This window comes from Novosphingobium acidiphilum DSM 19966, assembly GCF_000429005.1.
GTDB classification, from domain to species: Bacteria; Pseudomonadota; Alphaproteobacteria; order Sphingomonadales; family Sphingomonadaceae; genus Novosphingobium; species Novosphingobium acidiphilum.
The window spans coordinates 1-16328 of the sequence record NZ_AUBA01000031.1; the positions used below are offsets into that span (position 1 = coordinate 1).

Here is a 16328-nt window from a genome sequence, read left to right on the forward strand (position 1 = left end):
CATGCTATCGGCTGTGCCCGGCGCATGATCGGCTCAAACTGACGCCGAAATCGGTGGTGGCCCCAATAAGCTACACCACGCCGTGGGACACGATCGCCATTTGCCACACTATCAAGGGAGAACGAGGTTTAAGCAATCCCACATGGAATCGCTCCGACCCGTTCGATGTATAGGAAATTTCGAAACCGACTGCCGGTTACGGGAATGAATATCGGATCAGCATGTTTGCCGCGAGTAGAGACCTTCCAGTCGGTCCATTGCTCCGGCCTTGCAGAAGGGCTTTAAGGGCGTCCACGAATGACCGGTGTCGGCGTGACCGGACGCTCCCAGACGCGGCGCCGACGGGCAGGAATGTCCCAATTCTTGCTATTTGGGACGCGCTGCCAGCACCTGAATGAATGGCAAGTTTCGACTGGCGCAAGTTGGCATGGGAAGGTTAGTTCTTGGGCGTATGCTGCCACGCAGGTTTCGATCTTCGCAAGGCCATAAGCTGTCATCTCGGTTATGCCGGATGTTGTCCGTGCAGGCTGGCCCTTCTCCTCGAAGAAGGGGTGTCTGGAACCGGCATGTCATACGCATTTCGGGCCTCGGACACCCCCACCCAACCCTCCCCCTTCGGGGGATGGCTTCAAATGCGACTGCCCTCCTTCAGGGGGGAGCGCTGCCGGGCTATGGGATCAGTCCGATCTCGCGCAGGCGCTGGTGCAGATAGGCATCGGCGGTGATCGGTTCGGGGTAGCGATCGGGGTGATCGGCATCGACGCATTGCGGCAAAGTGCGGATCACGAAATCGCTGCGCAGATGCAGGAAATAGGGCATCGAATACCGGCTGAACGCCGCGCGCGCACCCACCGGATTGCGCACGCGGTGGGTGGTCGATGGCAGCCGGTGGTTGGTCAGGCGTTGCAGCATGTCGCCGATATTGACCGCCAGCGCGCCCGGCGGCGGCGTGACCTCGATCCATTGCCCGTCGCGCGACAGCAGTTCCAGCCCGGCTTCTTCGGCGCCCAGCAGCAGCGTGATCAGATTGATATCCTCGTGCGCGCCGGCGCGGATCGCCCCTTCGGGCGCATCGGCAATCGGGGGATAATGCAACAGGCGCAGCACCGAATTGCCGTCTTTGATCGCGGGCGCAAACCAGTCTGCCGGCATATCCAGAGCCACGGCAAGGTGGGCCAGGATGCGCGCGCCGACCCGGTCGAAGGCGGCATACAGCGCGCGAAAGGTCTCGGCGAAATGGGCCGGCCGGTCGGGCCAGACATTGGGCGGCATGCTGGCCGACAGCGGGTGCCCGGGCACCAGATCGCGGCCCACGTGCCAGAATTCCTTCAGATCGAACACATCCGCGCCCTTGGCAATTTCGGTGCCGAACGGGGTATAGCCCCGCGCGCCGCCCTTGCCCGGCACATGCCATTGCCGCTTTTCGATGTCGGGCAGGGCAAAAAACTGCGCGGTCAGATCCCAGGCTTGGGCGATCAGATCGGCATCGATGCCGTGATCGGCCACCATCGCAAAGCCGTAACGGCCAAAACTGTCGCCCAGCGCGGCCGGCAGGGCCGCGCTGTCACCAGCCAGCGATATCACGGGAAGGCTTGGCACAACGGTGGTTTCAGGCAACATGCGGCAATTCCAACTTTTCAGCGCGATGCGGACACACGATGCCTCTCCTGCCCAATCCCGACGTAACCGGCAAGCAACTCTGGCTGATGAAATCCGAACCCGATGTCTATGGCTATGACGATCTGGTCGCCGAGGGCGAAGGCACCTGGGATGGCGTGCGCAACCACCTGGCTGCACGCAACTTGCGCGCCATGCGCCAGGGCGATCTGGCATTCTTCTATCATTCCAACATTGGCAAGGACATCGTCGGCATTGCCATGATTTCGGTACCAGGCCTGACCGACCCGACCGATCCCGAGGGCAAATGGGCGGCGGTCAAGGTGCGACCCGTGGCACGGCTGGTCAGCCCGGTGTCGCTGGCCACGATCAAGGCGACCCCTGCCTTGGCAGACATGGAACTGCTGCGCCTGTCGCGCCTGTCGGTTTCTGCGGTGCGACCCGATGAATGGGCACTGATTCTGGCCATGGCGGGCGGGGTCAACTGACCGATTGTCCCCTTTCAGCACGTCCCGCGATTGGACGGGCAGGGGGGATGCAAACACGGTTAACACTTCGTTAGAGCAGGCGGCATGAAAGCGATCCCCGTCGTCCCCGGCCAACCTGGGCAGCCCAACCTGTTTCGCCGAACGTTGCCCGAACGGGTGCGCACCCGGCTGAATATGCCGTTGCCCCGGCTTGAGCCCGAGGTCGAGGCTGCCAATGCGCGCGCCGCGCTGCGTTCGCCACCGGTCAACTGGCGGCGCCTGACCGCGCAGGACCTGCGCGATTTCCTGCTGGCCTATTGTGCCTGCTTCATCGCGCTGCAGATGTTTCTGGCGTAATTGCGCCTGTAACCTAGAATGTGTGCTCGATCTGGCCCACATGCGCTTGTTCGGCGCGGTACAAGAGCCACGCCAGAAACGCCGATATCGTGCACATGGCCGCGCCCAGCAACAGCTGGTGGACAATGGCCACGCCCAGCGCGCTCAGGCTGACCGCGATCACCGAACCGATGACCATGGCCCCCGAATTGACGATATTGTTGGCAGCGATCGTCCGCGATGTTTCCGACTTTTCAACGATGGTCGTCAAAAAGGCATAAAGCGGCACGACAAACATGCCGCCTGCCACCGCAATCCCGAACAGCGATCCCAGCAACGGCACGGCCAGCGGCAGATGCACAAAGGTCCATACATCGACCAGGTGTTCGCGTCCGCGCACCGGCCATTGGCGGCAGATCAGATCGAACGCAACGATGAAACCGGCCATGACCATGACCGACAGCGGAGCATACCGCGCCGAAACCTTGCCCCCCAGCAGGTGATTGATCGAAGCCGATCCGATCGCCACGCCGATCGAGAACATCACCAGGAACAGGCTGACCACGCCCTTGTTGCCCCCCAGCACATTCTTCGCCAGCGGCGTGAACTGGATGAACAGCACCGCGCCCACGGCCCAGAACACACTGATCGCACAGATCGCCAGGATCACGCGCGAATGCCGCATCGTCATCCGCACCAGCAGGATCGAGGAACGCACGATGTTCCAGTCGATCGGCTGCGCGGCCATCATGGGCGGCGCTGCGGGCACGCTTTGCGCCGAAACCAGCCCGATCAGCGCGGTGATCACCACCGCCAGCGCGGCCCATTGCACCGGGATCACCGCGGCCAGGATGGTGCCTGCCAAAATGGCCAGATAGGTGCCTGCCTCGACCAGCCCGGTGCCCGCCAGCACTTCGTCGGGATACAAGTGCTGGGGCAGGATGGCGTATTTGATCGGGCCGAAAAATGACGAATGCACCCCCATCGCCAAAAGTGCTGCCAGCATCAGCGGTATCGCCAGCGTTTCGGCCGCGATATGCCGCCAGGCCAGCAGCAGGCCGGCCCCCCCGACCAGCATGATGCCCACTTCGCAGGTCTTGATAATCCGGATCAGCCGCGCCTTGTCGCGCGAATCCGCCAGCTGCCCGGCAAGCGCCGACAGCAGGAAAAACGGCAGGATGAACAAGCCCGACGCGATCGCGGAAAACAGCCCTTCCTTGGCCTCGGAATTGTAGATGCTGTAGACTACGAACAGCAGCATCGCGTTCTTGTACAGGTTGTCATTGAACGCGCCCAGCAGCTGGGTGACAAACAGCGGAAGAAAGCGACGCTGGCGGATCAGATTGGTGTTGGTGGTCATCAAACCCCGGTTGGCAGCCCGTCTTGTGCGAAGAACCCTTAACGGCATGCACGGTGCGGGCAAGAGCGATGTTTGCATCCGCCACGCGAAGCGATATGGCCATGGCACCATGTTGACGCTGCCCAACATTCTGACGCTGTCGCGGATATTTGCCGTGCCCTTGCTGGTCGGCCTGCTGTGGTGGCCCGACTGGCCGCTGGGCTATGGCCTGGGCTTTGCCATGTATTGCCTGATGGGGGTGACCGACTATTTCGACGGATACCTGGCGCGTGCGCAGGGAACTGTTTCAAAGATGGGCATTTTTCTTGATCCCATCGCCGACAAGATCATGGTTGCAGCGGTCGTGCTGGTGCTGGCTGCGCGCGGTGTGCTGACCGGGCCTTATGTCGGATCGCTGCATGTGATCGCGGGGCTGGTGATCCTGGTGCGCGAAATAGCGGTGTCGGGCCTGCGCGAATTTCTGGGCGGATTGCAGGTTTCGGTGCCGGTGTCGAAGCTGGCCAAATGGAAAACCACCGCGCAGATGGTGGCGCTGGGTGCCTTGATCCTGGGCCGCGCGTTGCCCGGCTGGACGATTACGGCAGGGGCGATCGATCTGAACGTCCCGCACACCGTCGGGCTGACCACGTTGTGGACCGCCGCCGCGCTGACGGTGATCACCGGGTGGGATTATCTGCGGGTCGGCCTGAAACACATGGATTGAGGCCTTACCCTGCGCGCAGTTCTTCGGCCAGCAGGCGGAATTCTTCGCCACGCGGCGAATTGCGCCGCCACACCAGTGCGATCTGGCGAAACGCGTGATCGCTGATCAAGGGGCGCGCGACGATCCGGGTGCCGGCCAGGATGCCGGCGTTGATCGCCATTTCGGGCAGCATGGTCAGGCCCAGGCCATTGTCGACCATCTGCACCAGCGTGTGCAGCGATGTGCCGATCATCGTCGCGCTGGCGCGCAGTTCCGGGCGGTTGCACGCGGCCAGCGCATGGTCCTTCAGGCAATGCCCGTCTTCGAGCAGCATCAGCCGGTTTTCATCGATCGACGAGGGCGTGATCATCGCGGGCGGATCGCGCGGATCGTCGTGCGGAAATGCAATCAGCAGCGGATCGTTGAACAGATGCACCGTCTCGACCTCGCCTGTTGCAAACGGCAGTGCCAGCAGCACGCAATCGGCGCGGCCATGGTGCAGCGATTCGATGGCAGCGGCGCTGGGTTCTTCGCGCAGGAACAGGCGCAATTGCGGGCGTTCGGCGCGTAGCCGCGGCAGGATGCGCGGCAACAGGAACGGCGCGATCGTGGGGATCACGCTCATCCGCAATTCGCCCACCAACGGGGTGCCGTGCGATTGCACCAGCGCTGACAGTTCCTCGGCCTCGCGCAGCAGGCGATGCGCCTTGGCCACCACCTGGTTGCCCAGCGGGGTAAAGCGCACCACCCGCCGGGTGCGTTCGACCAGCACCACGTCGAGCAGCGATTCAAGCTCGCGCAGCCCCGCCGACAGCGTCGATTGCGACACGAAACAGGCCTCTGCCGCGCGTCCGAAATGGCCGTGTTCGTGCAGCGCGACCAGGTATTGCAATTGCTTGAGCGTCGGCAGGTAAATCGACATCAGGCGGGGTCGTCCGTTTCCGCAATCGGAAAGAAATCGGATTCGGGGTCGTGTTCGGGCACATCTTCGGCTTCGGGGACGACCGTTTCGGCGCTGCCGATGTCGTCGATATGGGCCATTTTCAGTTTTCCGCCCGCCACTGCAAAGGCCAATCGGCCCTCAACCAGTTCCAGGGCATCGCGGCCGAACTGTTCAAATCGCCAGCCTTCGAGAATGGCCAGCCCCTTGCGCTGGCCTGCGGCCAGCGCATCCAGATCGTCGGTGCGCGCCAGCAGACGCGCGGCAATGTCGATCTCGCGGCTGCGGATTTTCAACAGCAGCTTCAACAGATCGGCGACCAGCGCGCCCTCTTTGCCCAGGGGTGCACCACGCGGCGGACGGACGGGCATTTCCGCCTCGGTCAGGGGCTGGGCATCGGCCAGGCACTGCATCAGGCGCCGCCCGATCTCGTTGTCGCGCCACCCGGACGACAGCCCGCGCACTTTGGCCAGGTCAGCCTGTTCGCGGGGCGGATGGCTGGCAAGGTCGGCCAGCGTTTCGTCACGCATGATCCGCCCGCGTGGAATGTTCTTGTCCATCGCCTCGGTCTCGCGCCAGCCGGCCAGCGCCTTCAGCCGGCCCAGCACCGCATGGTTGCGGCTGGGCGGGCGGATCTTCTGCCACACGGTTTGCGGATCGTTGCGATAGTGTTCGGGATCGGCGAGCCGCTCCATCTCGATATCCAGCCATGCGCCGCGCCCGGTCTTGATCAGCCGCTTGAGCATGCGCGGGAAAATCTTCGACAGGTGCGTTACATCGCCGATGGCATATTCGGTCTGGCGGTCGGTCAGCGGGCGGCGCGACCAGTCGGTAAAGCGCGCGCCCTTGTCCACCGAAAAGCCCAGCCACGCTTCGACCAGGTTGGAATAGCCGATCTGTTCGGACTGGCTGATCGCCATCATCGCGATCTGCGTGTCGAATATCGGGTGCGGCGTGCGTCCGGTCAGGTTGTAGATGATTTCCACATCCTGCCCGCCGGCGTGAAACACCTTCAGCACGTCTTCGTTGTCGACCAGCAGTTCGAGCAGCGGCGACAGGTCGATGCCCGGCGCCATCGGATCGATCGCGGCGGCTTCCTTGTCATCGGCGATCTGCACCAGGCACAGTTCGGGCCAATAGGTGTTTTCGCGCATGAATTCGGTGTCAACGGCGACGAATTCGGCCTTGGACAGGCGGGCGCAAAGATCGGTCAGCGCCTCGGTCGTGGTGATCAGGGGATGAATTTTCATCGGTCTTTTTTCTTTTCGGCCGATCTTGCGCGCAGTACGGCAGACCGGCCCGGTGGGTACCCCCGTCCGGGGGCGGCGGCTTGACAAAACGATGGCCATCGCCTCTTGGCCACGCTTGTGGTTCAAGTGCGGGCCAGTGCCGCACACCACGATCAAATCCCTGCCTCAATACGCTCGTTTTGGAAAGACCTTCGATGCATCCCTATCGCTCTCACACGTGTGGTGCCCTCACGTCAGACACAGTCGGCCAGACCGTCCGTCTGTCGGGCTGGGTGCATCGCAAGCGCGATCATGGCGGCGTGCTGTTCGTCGACTTGCGCGATCATTACGGGCTGACCCAGATTGTCGCCGATGTCGACAGTCCGGCGCTGGCCGTGCTCGAAGGTCTGCGCGTTGAAAGCGTGGTGACGATCGACGGCGTGGTCAAGGCGCGCGCTGCAGGCACGATCAATGCCAATCTGCCGACCGGCGCGATCGAAGTCTATGCGCGCGGCGCCACGGTGCTGTCGGCGGCCGAAGAATTGCCGATGCCGGTGGCGGGCGAACAGGAATACCCCGAAGACATCCGCCTGCGCTATCGCTTTCTCGATCTGCGTCGGGACACGCTGCACGCCAATATCGTGCGCCGCACCAAGGTCATTTCGGCGATGCGGCGCAAGATGGAGGGTATCGGCTTTACCGAATATTCCACCCCGATCCTGACCGCATCAAGCCCTGAAGGCGCGCGCGATTTCCTTGTGCCCAGCCGGATCCATGCGGGCAAGTTCTATGCGCTGCCGCAGGCGCCGCAGCAGTACAAGCAGCTGCTGATGGTCGCAGGCTTTGACCGCTATTTCCAGATCGCGCCGTGCTTTCGCGACGAGGACCCGCGCGCCGACCGTCTGCCGGGCGAATTCTACCAGCTTGACCTGGAAATGAGCTTCGTCACCCAGGAAGAAGTCTGGGAGACGATGGAACCGGTGATCGGCAGCATTTTCGAAGATTTCGCCGACGGCAAGCAGGTGACGCCCACCGGGCAGTTTCCGCGTATTGCCTACGACGATGCCATGCTGAAATATGGCTCGGACAAGCCCGATCTGCGCAACCCGCTGATCATCACCGACGTGTCGCATCACTTTGCCGCGTCAGGCTTCGGCCTGTTCGAACGCATCGTCGGCAGCGGTGGCGTGGTGCGCGCGATCCCCGCCCCGGGCACGGCCGAAAAAAGCCGCAAGTTCTTTGACGAGATGAACGAGTGGGCGCGCGCCGAAGGGCATGCCGGACTTGGCTATGTCACGCGCAAAGCCGGTGAATTCGGCGGACCGATTGCCAAGAACCACGGCAGCGAAGGCATGGCCGCGCTGTATGACGAGCTTGGCCTTGGCGCCGACGACGGCCTGTTCTTTGCCGCGGGCAAGCCCGAACAGGCGGCCAAGCTGGCCGGTCTTGCGCGCAATCGCGTGGGCGATCTGTTGGGCCTGATCGAACGCGACGCATTCCGCCTGTGCTGGATTGTCGATTTCCCGTTCTACGAATGGGATGAAGACAACAAGAAGGTGGAATTCGCGCACAACCCGTTTTCGATGCCGCAGGGCGGGATCGACGCGCTGAACAATGCCGATCCGCTGACGATCAAGGCATTCCAGTACGATCTGGTGTGCAACGGCTTTGAAATCGCGTCGGGCTCGATCCGCAACCAAAGCCCCGAAACGATGGTGCGCGCATTCGAGATCGTGGGCCTGAGCAAGGCCGACGTCGAAGAACGCTTTGGCGGGCTGTACCGTGCATTCCAGTATGGCGCACCGCCGCATGGCGGCATGGCCGCGGGCGTCGATCGCATCGTCATGCTGGTCTGCGGTGCACAGAACTTGCGCGAAATCTCGCTGTTTCCGATGAATCAGCGCGCCGAAGACCTGTTGATGGGCGCACCGGCCCCTGCCGAGTTGCGCCAGCTGCGCGAACTGTCGATCCGCGTGGCCGAAGCCGTAAAAACCTGATTGTTGCGCGCGTCGGGCCGGCTTCGTTGGCCAGCCCGTGCGTCTCCCACTTGCCAGCGGGCTTTGCGCCTATTAGGGCGTTTTTCTGAACGGTGGTAACACCCGTGTTTTGGCACCTTTGTTTCGTCTGAAGGGACACATCGAATGAGCGATACCGCCGACCGCGTTAAGAAGATCGTTGTCGAGCACCTTGGGGTCGAGGCCGACAAGGTCACCGAAGACGCCAGCTTCATCGACGATCTGGGTGCCGATTCGCTCGACATCGTCGAGCTGGTGATGGCGTTCGAAGAAGAATTCGGTGTCGAGATCCCCGACGACGCGGCGGAAAAGATCGCCACCGTCGCCGATGCGATCAAATACATCGACGAAAACAAGGGCTGATCACCCTGAACTCCCCATACCCGCCGGATCACTGGTCCGGCGCAGCGCTGGCACACCCGTGCCGCGCGGTGTGACGGGGGGGAGTGCAAAGGCAGGCTCGGCCCGTGAAGATGGGCTGGGCCTGTTTCTTTTTATCCGGAGAAATCAATGCGGCGTGTCGTTGTCACCGGCCTTGGCCTGGTCACCCCCCTGGGCGCAGACGTGGAAACCGTCTGGGCGAACCTGCTTGCAGGCAAATCCGGCGCGGGCCCGATCACACGGTTCGATGCCAGCAACCAGAAGTGCCGCATTGCCTGCGAAGTGAAGCCGGCCGGCCATGAATATGGCTTTGACGCGTCAAAGCGGGTGGATCACAAGATCCAGCGCCAGGTCGATCCGTTCATCGTTTACGGCATTGATGCCGCGGGCCAGGCGTTGGAAGACGCAGGGCTGGTCGACATGGACGAGGCTTTGAAGCTGCGCACCGGGTGTTCGATCGGTTCGGGCATCGGCGGTCTGCCGGGCATCGAAAGCGAATCGATCGTGCTCCACGAAAAGGGGCCAAGCCGGGTCAGCCCGCATTTCGTCCACGGGCGCCTGATCAACCTGATTTCGGGCCAGGTCAGCATCAAATATGGCCTGATGGGTCCCAACCATGCGGTGGTCACCGCGTGTTCGACCGGCGCGCATTCGATCGGCGACGCCGCGCGCATGATTCGCGACGACGATGCCGACGTGATGCTGGCAGGCGGTGCCGAATCGACGATCAACCCGCTGGGCGTCGCGGGCTTTGCCCAGGCGCGCGCGCTCAACTGTTCGTTCAACGACCGGCCCGAAGCGGCCAGCCGCCCCTATGACAAAGACCGCGACGGTTTCGTCATGGGCGAAGGCGCAGGCGTCGTCGTGCTGGAAGAATACGAACACGCCAAGGCGCGCGGTGCCAAGATCTATGCCGAAGTCGTCGGCTATGGCCTGTCGGGCGATGCCTATCACGTGACCGCGCCGCATCCCGAGGGCAAGGGCGCGGAACTGGCGATGCGCATGGCCATGCGCAAGGCCGGGATGGAGCCTGGCGACATCGACTATGTCAACGCGCACGGCACATCGACCATGGCCGACACGATCGAACTGGCCGCGGTCAAGCGCGTGCTGGGCGATGACCTGAGCGGCGCTTCGATGAGCAGCACCAAATCGGCCATCGGCCACCTGCTCGGCGGTGCCGGCGCGGTTGAAACCATCTTCTGCATTCTGGCGCTGCGCGATCAGATCGTGCCGCCCACGCTCAATCTGGACAACCCCGATGAAGGCACCATCGGTGTCGATCTGGTGCCGCATGTGGCGCGCAAGCGCACGGTGCGCGCGGCACTCAACAATTCGTTCGGATTTGGCGGCACCAACGCCGCCCTGATCATCAAGGCAATTTGACCAGACGCAGGCCTTACCGGCGTGGCAAGAGGTTTACCGTGCGACGCATGAAAACAGGGCATTGGGTGCTGATCGCCGCACTGGCGGTCGTGCTTGCCTATGGCGTGCATTTCCTGTGGGGCTGGTACGGTCCGGGTCCGTTGCAGCACGAAGTGCCGTTCGTGGTGTCCGACGGTGCGGGCATGGTTACCGTGGCGCAGGAACTGGAAACCGAAGGCGCGGTGGCCTCTGCCACCACTTTCCGTGCCAGGGCGCGGCTGCTGGGCCATTCGGGCGGGCTCAAGGCGGGGGAATTCATGATCCCCGCGCATGCCAGCGGTGCGCAGGTCCTGGCCATCCTGCAAGGCACCGAAGGCGTGATGCGGCGCCTGTTCACCGTGCCCGAAGGCATGCCCTCGGTGATGGTGTACGAAAAACTGATGGCGCAGCCCATGCTGACCGGCAAGGCCGATGTGCCCGCAGAGGGGTCGATCCTGCCCAACAGCTATGACTATCAGCGCGGCGAGGCGCGCGCGCTGATCGTGGCGCGGATGCAAAAGGCGATGACCCAGGCGCTGGCCGAACTGTGGGCCAAACGGTCGCCGCGCACAGTTGCGAAAACCCCGCAAGAGGCGGTGATACTGGCCAGCATCGTCGAAAAGGAAACCGGCAAGCCGAGCGAGCGGCGCATGGTCGCCGGGCTCTATTCCAACCGGTTGCGGCTGGGCATGAAGCTGCAGGCCGATCCAACGATCATCTATCCGATCACCCAGGGTCGTCCGCTGGGGCGCCGCATTCGCGAATCCGAAATCCACGCGGTGAACGACTACAACACCTACAGCATGGTCGGCCTGCCCAAAGCGCCGATCACCAACCCCAGCCGCGCAAGCATTGCCGCCGTGCTCGACCCGGCCGATACCCGCGCGCTTTATATGGTTGCCGACGGCAGCAAGGGCCACGCCTTTGCCGACACGCTGGAACAGCACAACGCCAACGTGGCCAAATGGTTCGCCATTCGCCGTGCCAAGGGCGAGATGTAGTTGGCCGCGATTGCGCCCGGCTTTAACAATTCGCTAGGGGTTTATGGCGTAAGTAATTTCCCGCAGGCTGCGACCGCAAACAGGTCAGGTCTTTCAGGCGGGAACATTGCGACCTTTGCCGAATGCTCCATCCACGGCTTTACGGCCTGGCCGAGTGTTCCCGCCCCACCATCGCAGTGCCGATGATCGACCGCAGCCCGCATCTGGTGCTGGCGGTCTGGCCCGACGCGGTCCAGGCGCGGCTCGATGATTTGCGCCGCACGCATTATCCGCCCGAACGCAATCGCCATCCGGCGCATTGCACGCTGTTTCACGCGGTGCCGGGCATGGTTGCCGCCGAACTGGTTGACCGCATTGCCCGTCTGACTGCGCAGGCGCCGCCCCCTGCGGCGCGGATCGACCGCGTGGTCGATCTGGACCGCGGGACTGCGCTCGGCGTGTTCAGCCCCGGTCTGGTCGCCATGCGCGAGCAGCTTGCCGATCACTTCCACGGGCTGCTGACCGGCGGCGATGCCGTGCCCGCGCGCCTGCACGTGACGATCCAGAACAAGGTCGACCGCCCCACCGCGCGCGCGCTGCAACGCGCTGTCGGGGCAAGCTGGGTGCCGATCGACACGGCGATACCCGCAATCGCGGTGCATCGCATCATCGATGGGGCATGGCACAGCGCCGGTATCTGGCGCTTTCGTGCGAAACGGTGATGGTGGTGCCGGCTGCAGGAATCGAACCCGCGACCCCCTGATTACAAATTAGTGTTGAAACGTCCAAAAAGCGTAAGCCAAAGTCAGGAAGCGGCGGATTTGCGCCGTTTTAGGTATCGGATGGCACCGCGAAACATCCTTGCTATGATTGAGCGTGATGCCTATGTGATGCCTAGAGGCAGGATAGGCATCACGATATGGCGAAGGCATCACCTAAGACGACTGACCGCGCACCAGCCCGGACGGCGTTCATCGCCGTGGATGTCGTGAACGCGGCGAAACCTGAAGCAACTGAATATGTGATCTGGGACGAGGGCAAGAAAGACGTCGTGAAGGGCTTTGGCCTGAAGGTCACGCCAGCCGGTGCCAAAGTGTATATTTATCGCTATCGCCCCACCGCGCCCGGCGAGGCCGCAAGCAAGATTGCGCCGCGCAAGGTGACGTTGGGACGCCATGGCGCGGTCACACCTGATCAGGCCCGCCGTCACGCAAAGGCCCTTGCTGCTGATGTGGCCAAGGGCATCGATCCGTTGCAAGCCAAGGCTGATGCCCATGCGGCGATACTAGAGGCGCAGCGTATTACCGATGAACGCGCGCGCGTCGAAGGTGAACTTGCCTTTTCGAAGCTGGCACCGAAATTTCTGGATTGGTACGAGAATACCAAGGGGCGGCGCGCGTCCAGTGTCTCTATGGCGCGGCTTGTCATCACACGGTACCTGGCCCCAGTGCTTGCGGACAAGCCGGTGCCCCATATCACCCGCGCCGATCTGCAACCGGTTTTTGATGCTATCCCGGCGCAGAAGAAGGGCATGGCGCGGGCAGTTTTCGCCTATGCATCGACGCTGTTTAGCTGGGCGATGAAAGAACGCGGCATCATCACGGAAAACCCATTGCGCTCTATGGCCAAGCCAGACGCGCCCGACGCGCGCGACACTGTTCTTGCCGACGATGAAGTTGCCGACCTTTGGCGCAGCACTGACAAACTGATCAAACCGTTCGGTTCGTTGTTTCGCCTGCTCGTGCTGACCGGGCAACGGCGTAGCGAGGTTGCAGGGATGATGTGGGGCGAACTGGACCGCGATGCGGCAACTTGGAACATCCCCGCAAGCCGCGCCAAGAACAAGACCGACCACCTTGTGCCGTTGTCGGCTGCTGTCATTGCCGAAATTGACGGGCTGGCGTTGGCGCAGCAAGTGAAGGCGAAAAACTCGGAACCCGACGCAACCAAATGGCCAAAGGCTGGGAACGTTCTGACCACGAACGGGCGCACGGCTATATCTGGTTTCTCCAAAGTGAAGGCCGCGCTTGATCTGGCGATGGCAAACGCGCGAGCGTCATCGGATAAGCCCGCGCCGATCAAGCCATGGCGCATACACGACCTGCGCCGCACCGTTGCAACCGGATTCCAGCGTCTTGGCGTTCGGTTTGAAGTGACCGAAGCGGTGTTGAGCCATATCAGCGGTTCAAAGTCTGGTGTCGCAGGGATCTACCAGAAACACGATTGGAAAGCAGAAAAGCGCACTGCACTGGATGCCTGGGCGCGTCATGTCGTCGCGATCACGGCGGACGAGGCCGATACCGACAATGTTGTGGCAATCGGCACTGCGAGAAAATCGACGAGCTGACCCTTGGCGGTGGAGCCTTTTGGCTTGTCGTGGAGGAAGTATAGGCTTCCCTGAAAACCCTCAGGCAATTTGATTGCGAATTGACAGAAGGGCAGCAATGGAAGGACTTTCACTGCCCAGTCTTACGGCTTCGGGGCGTTCGTCCAGCGTTTGGTCGAGACGGCTTTTCGTTGTCATATTGCGCGGCAATCTCGTGCCATCGGTCGGGGCACTCAATTTGCCCAAATTGGCCTCGCCCGTTGCAAAGCGGACAGACATCGTTGCGAGTTGAGGCCATGTTATTGCCCGCCCTTGGCTCTGTCGCATGGAAATGCATTTTCCATAGCCTTAAGTGCAGCAACTCCCATAGGAAGTTTACCATCTTCGGGGTGCTGCGTGAGATATTCCTTAAAAATTTCAAGTACTAAATCGCTGGTTATTGGCATTTTTGGCGGGTAACAAATCAGACGTCCATGATATTTAGCATTTGAAGCTAAGTCAGCGATAACAAGTCCCGTCACAAGGTAAAAAACACCAACCTCGGTCATGCCTTTTTCAAAAACTGCCGACTGATTTGACGAATTATTTTTGAGTTTTGCAAGAGTCGCGTTCGCTTGTTCTTCTGCATTGGCTGGTTGAATTAAACCCGAAAAAATTAGAACTGCTAGGGCCCATTTTTTCACGGCTTGTTCTCCTTGGCGCCGACGGGCGAAGGGCACTAGCCATTCGACCCATTGGCGCACCTTTGCCGCGCCTAAGAGGGGCTGTCAAAACCCTGTGCTTCTATTTCGGCGGAAATGACTATTTGCCACATTTTTGCGCAAGCGCTCCAGCAGAGGATTTGGCACGAAAGACGACGGCGCCGACGACTTCGATTTATGAAATAAAAATGCTCAACCTCATCGAAAACGGGGAAAACCCGGGGTTAAAGCTGGCGACCAGCCGATGTTGGATGCATCGTGCGACTGACGGGGATAGGCAGGCCAGCCGACCCGCGCGCATCCCACGCGCTTCCCCGTCGCCCCTTGGGAACCGCTAGGGAGGCGGCAATTATGGCGCGGGCTGACTGGACCCTCCGGGACGCAATAATATGGGCGCATGATCGCAATGACGAGCGTGTCTATCACCCCACGTTTGAATTACCTCACATGATTGCTCTCATACGGTACGACGAGGAAAGCACCTGGATTCTTGCAGCTCGCGATATTCTCGCCGCCCTATGTAATGGACGTCTGCGCGCTTTTCGACAGTCTGCCGATGGTGGAGAAAGCGCCATTGGAGCAGGTTTCTGGAATGATAAGTCTGTCGGGCAGGTGAACCAACTCGATCAAGGTATTGTAATTCGTGCTGCGTCAGTCACCGAATTGTTTCCCACATCTATGGTTCTGGGCGAAGCGGCGGCCGGCCGACCGTTGAAGATTCGATACCGCTCAATCTGGCCAGCATCATTGGTGACAGCGGAAATCTTGAATGCAAACAGCGCTATGGCACGCTGCATTTCAGCCGGCGCCAGCTGCTAGTGGCCCGAATTGGTTTTGCGCTCAAATTTGGCGAAACGCTCGACATTGCATGTACGCTCGTTGGGGGTGCCGAGCAAAGGCCTGTGCGACAAACAGTGCGGCTGACGTTCACGCGCCCCAGGTTCGGCGGCAAGCGATGGTGGCTGCACTGCCCCGATACGGGCGCGCGCGTCGCCACGCTCTATCTTCCGCCTGGTGGAGACCACTTCGCATCGCGAAGGGCGTGGCAGCTCGGCTATCAAAGCCAGCGCATCGGGAAGGAAATGGTGCCTTTTGGCGGCGGAAACACTGCGCGAACAAGCGGAGGAGACAGCGAACCGGATGGCCGCGGCGAACCCGACCCGGGTGCATCTGGTGGAACGGCTGGAAACACTGATCAATGCCTACAACGCCGGCGCGATCGACGTGCAGGAACTGTTCGACCGGCTCAAAGATTTCATCGGCGAAATGACCGAGGAAGAGCACCGCGCCGCGCGCGAAGGCCTGACTGAAGAGGAATTGGCGCTCTACGACCTGCTGACCAACCCGGAACCAAAGCTGACCCAGGCCGAAGAGGTGGCGGTAAAACTGATCGCACGGCAGTTATTGGTGAAACTGACCGAAGCGGTGGCATCGGTCGACTGGCTGCGCAGCCAGGAAACGCGTGGCCACGTTCGATACCAGATCAAGCAGACGCTCAATAACCTGCCTGAAGCGCCATACCCCGACCAACTGTGGAATTCCAAGGGATCGTGTCCCACGGCGTGGTGTAGCTTATTGGGGCCACCACCGATTTCGGCGTCAGTTTGAGCCGATCATGCGCCGGGCACAGCCGATAGCATGACGATGGGATTGTCGCTGAGTGGCGCCATTGTTTCAAGCGTCATGTAGCGTGCGCGCTGGACGGCCCATTCGTCGGATTGCTCCATGAGGATGGCGCCGATCAGGCGGGTGATCGCGCCTTCGTTGGGGAAGATCCCGACCACTTCGGTGCGGCGTTTGATCTCGCCATTCAGGCGTTCGATGGGATTCGTGCTGTGCAACTTGGCCCGATGTTCCTTGGGGAACGTCATGTAGGCCAGTACGTCAGGT

General features: G+C 61.6%; 17 protein-coding genes. 11 read left to right on the forward strand and 6 right to left on the reverse strand.

From position 1 onward, the window contains the following. Positions 1–669: 669 nt before the first annotated feature. The gene (locus G404_RS0116855; RefSeq protein ID WP_028642104.1) at positions 670–1620 is read right to left on the reverse strand and encodes an isopenicillin N synthase family dioxygenase; all 951 of its coding nucleotides are present in this window, start codon (positions 1618–1620) and stop codon (positions 670–672) included. Positions 1621–1658: 38 nt separating this feature from the next. Between G404_RS0116855 and G404_RS0116860 the strand changes: the two genes are divergently transcribed. After that, the gene (locus tag G404_RS0116860) at positions 1659–2105 is read left to right on the forward strand and encodes an EVE domain-containing protein (protein WP_028642105.1); all 447 of its coding nucleotides are present in this window, start codon (positions 1659–1661) and stop codon (positions 2103–2105) included. A gap of 84 nt (positions 2106–2189) precedes the next feature. Next, a complete protein-coding gene (locus tag G404_RS0116865; protein WP_028642106.1) occupies positions 2190–2441 on the forward strand; it encodes a hypothetical protein in 252 nt (83 codons plus the stop codon). 13 nt (positions 2442–2454) lie between these two features. Here G404_RS0116865 and G404_RS0116870 read toward each other — a convergent pair whose 3' ends face one another. Then, a complete protein-coding gene (locus tag G404_RS0116870) occupies positions 2455–3780 on the reverse strand; it encodes an MFS transporter (RefSeq protein ID WP_028642107.1) in 1326 nt (441 codons plus the stop codon). Positions 3781–3889: 109 nt separating this feature from the next. Here G404_RS0116870 and pgsA point away from each other — a divergent pair, with 109 nt between their 5' ends. Beyond that, positions 3890–4483 (forward strand): CDP-diacylglycerol--glycerol-3-phosphate 3-phosphatidyltransferase, encoded by a 594-nt coding sequence (gene pgsA / locus G404_RS0116875; RefSeq protein ID WP_028642108.1) that lies wholly within the window; start codon positions 3890–3892, stop codon positions 4481–4483. Positions 4484–4487: 4 nt separating this feature from the next. Here pgsA and G404_RS0116880 read toward each other — a convergent pair whose 3' ends face one another. Together G404_RS0116880 and rnd are read right to left on the reverse strand one after the other, a co-directional pair. Next, positions 4488–5384 (reverse strand): hydrogen peroxide-inducible genes activator, encoded by an 897-nt coding sequence (locus tag G404_RS0116880; protein WP_028642109.1) that lies wholly within the window; start codon positions 5382–5384, stop codon positions 4488–4490. Next, positions 5384–6652, reverse strand: coding sequence for a ribonuclease D (gene rnd, locus G404_RS19580; protein WP_051280911.1), 1269 nt, complete (start codon positions 6650–6652; stop codon positions 5384–5386). Before rnd ends, G404_RS0116880 begins: the two co-directional genes overlap by 1 nt. Before the next feature lie 194 nt (positions 6653–6846). Here rnd and aspS point away from each other — a divergent pair, with 194 nt between their 5' ends. From aspS to G404_RS0116915, 6 genes are all read left to right on the forward strand, one after another. Beyond that, entirely contained in the window at positions 6847–8628 is a 1782-nt protein-coding gene (gene aspS / locus G404_RS0116890; protein ID WP_028642110.1) for an aspartate--tRNA ligase, read from the forward strand. A gap of 144 nt (positions 8629–8772) precedes the next feature. Continuing rightward, complete coding sequence (locus G404_RS0116895; protein WP_008071537.1) at positions 8773–9009, forward strand: acyl carrier protein; 237 nt, start codon at positions 8773–8775, stop codon at positions 9007–9009. Between the two features lie 147 nt (positions 9010–9156). Then, positions 9157–10413, forward strand: coding sequence for a beta-ketoacyl-ACP synthase II (fabF, locus tag G404_RS0116900; RefSeq protein WP_028642111.1), 1257 nt, complete (start codon positions 9157–9159; stop codon positions 10411–10413). A 47-nt stretch (positions 10414–10460) separates the two neighbouring features. Further along, positions 10461–11432, forward strand: a complete 972-nt coding sequence (mltG, locus tag G404_RS0116905) for an endolytic transglycosylase MltG (protein ID WP_028642112.1) — start codon at positions 10461–10463, stop codon at positions 11430–11432. A gap of 182 nt (positions 11433–11614) precedes the next feature. Beyond that, on the forward strand, positions 11615–12133 hold the full coding sequence (locus tag G404_RS0116910) for a 2'-5' RNA ligase family protein (protein ID WP_036521897.1): 519 nt from the start codon (positions 11615–11617) through the stop codon (positions 12131–12133). A 197-nt stretch (positions 12134–12330) separates the two neighbouring features. After that, a complete protein-coding gene (locus G404_RS0116915; RefSeq protein WP_084601456.1) occupies positions 12331–13758 on the forward strand; it encodes a tyrosine-type recombinase/integrase in 1428 nt (475 codons plus the stop codon). A gap of 278 nt (positions 13759–14036) precedes the next feature. Here G404_RS0116915 and G404_RS20490 read toward each other — a convergent pair whose 3' ends face one another. After that, complete coding sequence (locus G404_RS20490) at positions 14037–14420, reverse strand: Rap1a/Tai family immunity protein (protein ID WP_156906362.1); 384 nt, start codon at positions 14418–14420, stop codon at positions 14037–14039. A 369-nt stretch (positions 14421–14789) separates the two neighbouring features. On the opposite strand from G404_RS20490, the gene G404_RS20495 reads away from it, so the two are divergent. Next, positions 14790–15257, forward strand: coding sequence for a hypothetical protein (locus G404_RS20495; RefSeq protein WP_156906363.1), 468 nt, complete (start codon positions 14790–14792; stop codon positions 15255–15257). A gap of 195 nt (positions 15258–15452) precedes the next feature. Then, entirely contained in the window at positions 15453–16046 is a 594-nt protein-coding gene (locus tag G404_RS0116930) for a type I restriction enzyme endonuclease domain-containing protein (RefSeq protein WP_245584579.1), read from the forward strand. A 5-nt stretch (positions 16047–16051) separates the two neighbouring features. Here the strand turns inward: G404_RS0116930 and G404_RS0116935 are convergent. Further along, positions 16052–16328 (reverse strand): transposase (locus G404_RS0116935; protein ID WP_211230802.1); only part of this gene is annotated, 277 nt, incomplete at its 5' end.